Annotated in this window: 8 protein-coding genes and 1 pseudogene; 4 read left to right on the top strand and 5 right to left on the bottom strand. The window is 47.7% G+C overall.

Annotation, left to right across the window (positions count from 1 at the left end; translation table 11 throughout):
• Positions 1–561 precede the first annotated feature (561 nt).
• From IC21_RS00515 to IC21_RS00500, 4 genes are all read left to right on the top strand, one after another.
• Entirely contained in the window at positions 562–1,761 is a 1,200-nt protein-coding gene (locus IC21_RS00515) for a saccharopine dehydrogenase family protein (RefSeq protein ID WP_013860852.1), read from the top strand.
• The gene (nspC, locus tag IC21_RS00510) at positions 1,761–2,888 is read left to right on the top strand and encodes a carboxynorspermidine decarboxylase (RefSeq protein WP_029142986.1); all 1,128 of its coding nucleotides are present in this window, start codon (positions 1,761–1,763) and stop codon (positions 2,886–2,888) included. Before IC21_RS00515 ends, nspC begins: the two co-directional genes overlap by 1 nt.
• Before the next feature lie 268 nt (positions 2,889–3,156).
• Positions 3,157–4,233: an N-acetyltransferase DgcN family protein gene (locus tag IC21_RS00505; RefSeq protein ID WP_019720099.1), complete on the top strand. Its 1,077-nt coding sequence runs from the start codon at positions 3,157–3,159 to the stop codon at positions 4,231–4,233.
• On the top strand, positions 4,233–5,393 hold the full coding sequence (locus tag IC21_RS00500; RefSeq protein ID WP_029142987.1) for an alanine/ornithine racemase family PLP-dependent enzyme: 1,161 nt from the start codon (positions 4,233–4,235) through the stop codon (positions 5,391–5,393). Before IC21_RS00505 ends, IC21_RS00500 begins: the two co-directional genes overlap by 1 nt.
• 36 nt (positions 5,394–5,429) lie before the next feature.
• On the opposite strand, the gene IC21_RS00495 is transcribed toward IC21_RS00500, so the two are convergent.
• From IC21_RS00495 to IC21_RS16595, 5 genes and pseudogenes are all read right to left on the bottom strand, one after another.
• Positions 5,430–6,272, bottom strand: coding sequence for a cysteine ABC transporter substrate-binding protein (locus IC21_RS00495; RefSeq protein WP_019720100.1), 843 nt, complete (start codon positions 6,270–6,272; stop codon positions 5,430–5,432).
• Between the two features lie 27 nt (positions 6,273–6,299).
• The gene (locus IC21_RS00490) at positions 6,300–7,037 is read right to left on the bottom strand and encodes an amino acid ABC transporter ATP-binding protein (RefSeq protein ID WP_029142988.1); all 738 of its coding nucleotides are present in this window, start codon (positions 7,035–7,037) and stop codon (positions 6,300–6,302) included.
• Positions 7,030–7,719, bottom strand: coding sequence for an amino acid ABC transporter permease (locus tag IC21_RS00485; protein WP_013860859.1), 690 nt, complete (start codon positions 7,717–7,719; stop codon positions 7,030–7,032). The genes IC21_RS00490 and IC21_RS00485 overlap by 8 nt, the downstream gene beginning before the upstream one ends.
• Positions 7,700–8,194, bottom strand: a complete 495-nt coding sequence (locus IC21_RS00480; RefSeq protein ID WP_029142989.1) for an ABC transporter permease subunit — start codon at positions 8,192–8,194, stop codon at positions 7,700–7,702. The genes IC21_RS00485 and IC21_RS00480 overlap by 20 nt, the downstream gene beginning before the upstream one ends.
• Positions 8,185–8,355: pseudogene (locus IC21_RS16595) on the bottom strand (IS5/IS1182 family transposase); the annotation flags it as partial. The gene IC21_RS00480 and the pseudogene IC21_RS16595, both read right to left, overlap by 10 nt.
• Between the last annotated feature and the right edge of the window lie 81 nt (positions 8,356–8,436).

Genomic DNA, 8,436 nt, shown 5'->3' with positions numbered 1-8,436 from the left:
ATGGGCATATATTTATCTGACAATATTATATTTCTGGTGGTGTTCTATTTGCATTGAAAGAAAAATTGTTAACATCGCAAAAAGCTCGAAAATTTTTCTTCTTGCTATTTTAAGTCCGTGCTGATACGATAGAAGAGCATGATTTGGAAGGCATATATTCAGCATCAGGAGTCTTTCCAAGCAGATAATTTTGGCCAGTGGAGTAAAGGCATCGGTGTGCCGGGCCAAATGCCGAATCGGCAACTTTTGGTTGCCTTATTGATTGAGTGGGAAACTCAAATTTTATAAGTTGGTTACTTTACAACCGGTGCTTGTGCACATCAACTTGTGAAACGATCAATAAGAGTGGTAAAAGTAATTATTTGCTATATAGACTCTGATCCTATAAGAATATAAAGCTTTCTTCCATATTGTCCACGGACTTTTATGGCAGGCGTATATCTGTTTATGCGGATATGCATGCTTTTTTAGGATGATGATTTCAAGCAAGTGTTGTGCGCACGTATGCGGATTGCACTTGCTTTTTATTATGCAAAAATTCTATTTGAAGGAGACAGAAGAATGGGAAAAGCGTTGATTATCGGGGCCGGCGGCGTGGCATCGGTCGCTGCGCATAAATGTGTCCAAAACAGCGAAGTCTTTGAAGAAATCTGCATCGCAAGCCGCACGAAATCAAAATGCGATGCGTTAAAAGCAAAGCTTGACGGCGGAAAAACGAAAGTGACGACTGCACAGGTCGATGCCAATCACGTCGATGAACTGGTTGCTTTAATTGAAAAAGTGAAACCGGATGTCGTCATGAATCTGGCGCTGCCTTACCAGGATTTAACCATCATGGAAGCCTGCCTTCAAACAAAAACAAACTATCTCGACACCGCGAACTATGAGCCGGAAGACACGGCAAAATTTGAATACAAATGGCAATGGGCATACCGCGAACGTTTTGAAGAAGCCGGCATTACCGCCCTTCTCGGCAGCGGCTTTGACCCGGGCGTAACAGGCGTATTTTCCGCTTATGCCCTGAAACACCATTTTGATGAAATCAATTATATTGATATTTTGGACTGCAATGCCGGCGACCATGGCTATCCGTTCGCAACAAACTTCAACCCGGAAATCAACATCCGCGAAGTTTCCGCCAACGGCAGCTACTGGGAAAACGGCAAATGGATCGAAACAAAACCGATGGAGATCAAACGCGTGTATGATTTTCCTGAAATCGGCGAACGCGACATGTACCTGCTGCACCATGAAGAGCTGGAGTCGCTTGCCGCAAATATCCCTGGCATTAAACGGATCCGTTTCTTCATGACGTTTGGCGAAAGTTACCTGACACATTTGAAATGCCTGGAAAACGTCGGCATGACTTCAATTGAGCCGATTGAATTTGAAGGCAAACAAATCGTGCCGCTGCAGTTTTTGAAAGCTGTGCTGCCGGATCCGGCTTCCCTCGGCCCGCGCACAAAAGGGAAAACGAATATCGGCTGCATTTTCCGCGGCAAAAAAGACGGCAAGGACAAAACCTATTACCTTTACAATGTATGCGACCATGAAGCCTGCTACAAAGAAGTCGGCTCGCAGGCGGTATCGTACACAACCGGCGTGCCGGCGATGATCGGCGCGATGATGCTGATCCAGGGCAAATGGGACAGAAAAGGCGTTTATAATGTGGAAGAGTTCGATCCTGATCCGTTCATGGAAGCTCTGAACAAATGGGGCCTGCCGTGGAAAGAAAGCTATAATCCGGAGCTTGTCGACTGATGCGATTTGAAGAACTGCCGACGCCTTGCTATGTAGTTGATGAACAAAAGCTCGAAGACAATTTGAAAATTTTAAACGGCGTGATGAAACGGACCGGGTGTAAAATTGTTTTGGCGCAAAAAGCTTTTTCGATGTTTGCTTTGTACCCGCTCATCGGCAAATACTTGAGCGGGACAACAGCAAGCGGCTTGTATGAAGCGCGCCTCGGGCATGAGGAAATGGGAAAAGAAAACCATATTTTTTCCGCCGCTTACCGTGAAGATGAAATCGATGAGATCGTCTCGATTTGCGATCATGTTATTTTTAATTCATTTTCACAGCTTGAGAAATTCAAAGGCCGCGTGCTTGCAGGCGGGAAAAAGGCGGGCCTGCGCATCAATCCGGAATGCTCGACACAGACCGGGCATGCAATTTATGACCCTTGTTCGCCGGGCTCGCGCTTCGGTGTGACGCAGGAACAGTTCCGCCCTAATCTTCTGGACGGCGTAACCGGCCTCCATTTCCACACGCTCTGCCAGCAAAATGCGGACGATCTGGAGACAACGCTGAATGCCGTTGAAGAAAAGTTCGGGGAATGGCTGCCGCAAATGGAATGGATCAATTTCGGCGGCGGCCACCATATTACGAGGGAAGGCTATGACATTCCCTTGCTCGAAAAATGCATCAAGCGGATGCAGGACAAGTACGGTTTGGAAGTCTACCTTGAGCCGGGCGAAGCTGTTGCTTTAAATGCCGGCTATCTTGTCACGACAGTGCTTGACACAGTGAAAAACGGCATGGACATCGCGATCCTCGATACGTCCGCCTCGTGCCATATGCCGGATGTGCTGGAAATGCCGTACCGCCCGCCGCTCATCGGGGCCGGGGAGCCGGGCGAAAAACCGTATACGTACCGGCTTGGCGGCCAAACATGCCTCGCCGGCGATACGATCGGCGATTATTCCTTCGATAAGCCGCTTAAAGAAGGCGACCGCCTTGTATTTGACGATATGGCCATCTACACCATGGTGAAAAACACCACCTTTAATGGCATGCCGCTTCCGGCCATCGCGATCCAATACAAAAACGGCGATTGCACAATTGTCCGTGAGTTCGGTTATCACGACTTTAAAATGAGACTCGGGTGAATGCCCGCCGTTCCAAATGCAAGGGGCTTTTCCAAATGCCGGATTGGCAGCGGAATTGCCCCTTTTTTTGCTGTCCTGGTTGCATGCTTCCGGCTTCCCTTTTTTCCACAACATTGTTATAATAATATTTGGAAGCTTCCAATAACCTGGGGTTTCCGGCATGCCCATACGTAAACCCGGACAGCTATCTTCTTTAGTATTTTTACTATTTGAAGCCATTAGGTGTTCTTTTTGTGTTGCCTAAATTTCAATAAATGGAGGGATGGCAATGAAAAAGCGGGCAATTGTGTATTGCGAAAACCAATTTGGCACAACAGATGGCAAAACAGCAAACGGGCTCATCCGTGAACCCGGGAATTACACCATTACTGCCGTCATTGACAGCAGCAAACACGGGCAGGATGCCGGCATGCTCCTCGACAACAAATGGAGCGGCATTCCGGTTTGCAAAGACCTGGAAGACGCGCTCATCCACTCCGGCCCGAAACCGGATGACTTCATTTTCGGCATCGCGCCGGCGAACGCCTTTTTAAAGCCGGAAGAAAGAAAAGTCATCCTGCAGGCAATGGAAGCCGGATTGAACATCATTAACCCGCTCCAGGAATTCTTAACCGATGATGAAGAAATGGTGGCCCATGCAAAGGCTTGCGGTGTCACGATCCGCGATATCCGTAAACCGCGGCCGAAAAAAGAATGGACTTTGTTTACCGGAGAAATTTTGAAAATGAACACCCCTGTCGTTGCCGTGCTCGGGACAGACGGGGCCTGCGGAAAACGGACAACCGCCAAATGCATTGAAAAGGCATTCATGGAAAAAGGCTACCGCCCGGCATTTATCGCAACCGGGCAGACAGGTTTGATCCAGGGCGCCAAGTACGGGTTTGCGATGGATGCTTTCCCGCTCCAATATTTAATCGGCGAACTGGAACGCGAAATTTTGCGGGCCAATAAACAAGAACACCCGGATATTATCATCGTGGAAGGCCAGGGCGCGCTCAGCCACCCGGCATATGCAAGCTCAACCGGCATTTTAAAAGGAGCAAGGCCGCAAGCAGTCATTTTACAGCACGCCCCGAAACGAAAATATTTATCCGATTTTCCATTTGCCGAAGTGCCGAAAGTGGAAGATGAAATCAGCCTGATTGAACATTTCGGAAAGACAAAAGTCATCGGCATTACGCTCAACCATGATGGAATGGCAGACAGCGAACTGGAAGACACCATCCGCCGCTATGAAGAAACTTACCATCTTCCGGTTACGGATGTTTTAAAAACCGGCACAGACAAAATCATAAACGCCCTGATCGATTTCTTCCCTTCCCTGAAAAAGGCAGTGGTTTCCTGATGGCCGTTCTGCCACGGGTGGAAATCAATCTGGAGAAGATCCGGCATAATGCGAAAACATTAAAACAATTATTTGGGAGGAAAGGAATCAGCATTACAGGCGTTGTGAAAGGTGTCGCAGCCGATTTAAAAATTGCCGGCACCCTGGTGGATGCAGGCATCAAAAGCCTCGCAGACTCGAAGATTGCAAATATCGAAAAAATGAGAAAAGCGGGAATCAAGGCGGATTTGATTTTGCTCCGTGCCCCCGGGATCAGCGAAGCGGAAAAAACGGTCCGGTTTGCGGATATCAGCATGAACACGGAGCTGGATACGATCCGCGCATTATCCGCTGAAGCGGTGCGGCAACAGAAAACCCATAAAATCATCCTGATGGTGGAAATGGGAGATTTGAGGGAAGGCATATTATTAAAAGATGCCCCTGCTGTGATCAGAGAAATATTAACCTGCCCCGGGATTGAACTGGCCGGAATCGGGACAAATTTTGCCTGCTTTGGAGGCGTGCTCCCGACCGAACAGAAGATGCAGGCGTTTTCCCGGTTTGTCCATGCCATGCAGGAGCTGTTTTCCCTCAAACTTCCTTATGTTTCCGGCGGCAACTCCGCCAACTACAACTGGGCCGTAAAAACAAAAGACGCCGGGGCCGTAAACAATGTGCGGCTCGGCGAGTCCATTTTGCTGGGCCGCGAAACATCAGGCGGGCATACCATTCCGTCTTTATATCAGGATGCCTTTTGCTTTGTTGCCGAAGTCATCGAATCAAAAATCAAACCTTCCGTGCCGTATGGGACAATCGGCAAAAATGCATTCGGGGAACAGGTCACCTTTATTGACAGAGGCAACAGAAGGCGGACGATTGTCAGTGCAGGGCGGCATGATGTGCTTGTTTCAGGCCTTACCCCTGTCCGGCCGTTCTATATCATTGGCTCAAGCAGCGACCATATCATTTTGGATACACAAAATGCGGTTCTCGTGCCGGGCGATGAGGTGAGATTTTATATGGACTACGGCGCGATGCTGAGAGCCATGACGTCTCCATATGTTTATAAAACGTACGTCCATGGTGCGGCCACAACCAAGCCTTACAAACAACAGTTTCTGCTTTCGCGCGGAACAAAGCAAAGCCGGCCCGCGGAAACCGAAAAAAGCCCCGCCAATTAAAGAAAAGCAGGCTGCAAAAACGGCAGCCTGCCTTTTTTACTTCGTTATAATGATGTCTTCCGCACGGATATCACTGCCAAAATATGGCGCCAGATTTTTGTTGTAATCACTTTTGAAAAAGCCATTGTTGTTTAACTTCGTAATTTCTTTGTTCATCCAATTGAGGAGCGATTGATTCCCTTTTTTCACAGCAGGGGCAATATATTGGTTCGGCCCGAGCGTTTTAATGCCAACCGTATAATCCGGATGGTTTTTCACCCAGGCATACAGGTAGGAATTGTCGTCCGCCAGTGCAACGGCCCGCCCGTTTTTAAGCGCATTGAACTGTTCTGTTTTGGAATCGTACTTTTGCAATTTCACATCTTTTTGTTTGCTTGTAAAATAGTTTTCCGCAGTGGTGCCCTTGTTGACGATCAAAGACTTGCCTTTTAATTGGCTGACACTTGTGACCGGCTTTTTCTTCGGTGAAACAACACCGATGGAAACTTTCATGTACGGCTTGGCAAAATCAACAACTTGCTTCCGTTCCGGTGTGACTGTAAAATTCGCCAGAACCAGATCCACTTTATTTGATTTCAATGCATCCACACGGCTGTTGGCATTCACTTGCACGAATTTCACTTTTACGCCAAGATCTTTGGCAACTTGTTTGGCGAGCGCAACATCATATCCCTGGCGTTTCCCGTTTTTATCGACCCATCCGTATGGCGGAAGATCGCCGAATACGGCAATTTTGATCGTGCCGTTTTTCTTAATGGCTGAAACACTGGACGGATTGCTGCTTGAAGAATTGCCGGAACTTTTGCCGCAGCCTGCAAGCGCCAGCGACAAAATTAATAAAAATGCTGAAACCAAACCAAACAAACGATGCTTTTTCATGGTCTAACCCTCCAAAATATTTTTCTTTTAAAAATCCATGCTTTCCAGAAAATTTTTCGCCCGCTCTGTCTGCGGTTTTGTGAAAAATTGGCGTCCGGGGGTTTCTTCGAGAATCTTCCCGTCTTCCAAAAACAAGATTTTATCCCCGATTTTCCGGGCAAAATTCATTTCATGCGTGACGACAATCATCGTCATCTTTTCTCTTGCCAACCGCAGGATGATCTCGAGCACGCCGCGCACCATTTCCGGGTCAAGCGAGGCGGTCACTTCATCAAACAGCATCAGCTTCGGGTTCAGCTCAAGCGCGCGGACAATCGCCACCCGCTGTTTCTGCCCGCCGGAAAGCTGGCGCGGATAGGCATTGGCATACTGCTCCATGCCGACTTCCTTTAACAGGCCCATTGCCTGGCGCGCCGCTTCGTCTTTTTTCCGTTTCTGGACTTTCACTGCACCGAGCAGGATGTTTTCCAACACCGTCATATTCGGAAACAGATCATAGCTCTGGAAAACCATTCCGATCTGCTGCCTGAGCCTGCGCCAATTTTTCGACGACGGCCGCACGGTTTCCCCATTAAACAGAATGGTGCCACCCTGGAAGGCTTCGAGACCGTTTAAGCAGCGGATCAATGTACTTTTTCCCGATCCCGACGGCCCGAGGAGAACAACAACACTGCCTTCCTCCACTTCGAAAGAGATATCCTCCAGCACTTGTTTTTCACCGTACGATTTTTTTAAATGTTCGACTTTCAGTAAAGGTTCAGCCATTAGCCCCTGCTTTGCCCCTCCTTTCTAACCGCCTTGCCAGCCGGGAAAGCGGATAGCATAAAATGAAATACAGGATAAATATAAAACCGTATATCCAAAACGCACCATCCTGATAGCGGTGGCTATTCGCTTCGATGATTTGCTGGCCGACATTGATGACATCCACTACGCTGATCAATAGCAAAAGGGAAGTCGTCTTAATTATTCTGGTCATCAGGTTAATGGTCGCCGGAATCATTAAGTGGACTGATTGCGGCAGCAGCACGTACCGGTAAAGCTGAACCGTGCTTAAACCGACCGCTTTTCCGGATTCCACCTGATGCCTTGGGACAGAAATCAGCGCACCACGGACAATATCGCTCATTTCAGCAGCCATCCACAGGCTGAAGACAATCGTCCCGACCGTATCCGCCTTATAGTTGATGTTAAAGCTTTGCGGCAGAATATAGTAAAACAAAAATAACAGGACAATCGTCGGCACGATGCGGAAAAACTCCAAATACAGCCTGAGTAAAAGGCGGAGCAACGGATTGTGCAATGTCCTTAAAACCCCCAGCACGATGCCGAGGATACCGCCGAAAACGATGGACAGAAAAGCAATTTTTGCCGATACGTATAATCCACCCAGTAAACGTAAAAAGTTGGCTCCTTCAAAAAAGATATTAATTCCCAAATGTCCCATAACGCACCTTCTTCTCCAGCCATGTCAGCAAGATGGACAATGGAATTAAAATGATGGCATAAGCCACAACGAGCATAAACAGATACTCATTCGTGTTGTAATACATCCCGATCAAGTCAAGTGCCGTGTTGGTCAGTTCCGGAATCGCCAACACGGTAAAGATAGAGGTTTCCTTGATTAAAAAAATGACATTTGCGGCGAATGCCGGGACACTGAGCATCAATCCCTGCGGAAAGATGACGTAGCGTGCCAGCTGGAACCTGCTCAGACCGATCGCAAGCCCGGACTCAATCTGCGTTTTCGAAACGCCTGCAAGCCCTCCGGAAAACCCTTCTGCCATATAACTGCCGCCAAGAAAAATAATCCCGATAATCCCGCAAACCTCGGCAGAAAATTTGATCCCGACTTGCGGAAGCCCATAAAAAAGGAAAAATAACTGGGGCTTGCTGAACGAATCAAATTTGGTCAGATACAAGCCAAATTCCGATTATCAAAATATAAAATAGTGTTGTGTAAAAATTTCAAAAAAAGAACCCTGAGCTTGCGCTCCAGATTCAGTATGAGGAATTGAAGGGCTACTACTGTTTCGCTGGTCTCCTGAAAGCGTGCTCGAATAAGGCCCAGCCCATCAGCTCTGAGGAGTAAAAATTTTTCGTGATAATTTAACTATCCCCCCCAAAAATGCGGCTAAATATGTAATAATTTAAATAATTAGAG

This window comes from Heyndrickxia coagulans DSM 1 = ATCC 7050 (assembly GCF_000290615.1).
Taxonomy (GTDB): domain Bacteria; phylum Bacillota; class Bacilli; order Bacillales; family Bacillaceae_C; genus Weizmannia; species Weizmannia coagulans.
Note: the sequence above shows the minus strand (reverse complement) of the source record. Positions and strands in the feature narration are given on the sequence as shown.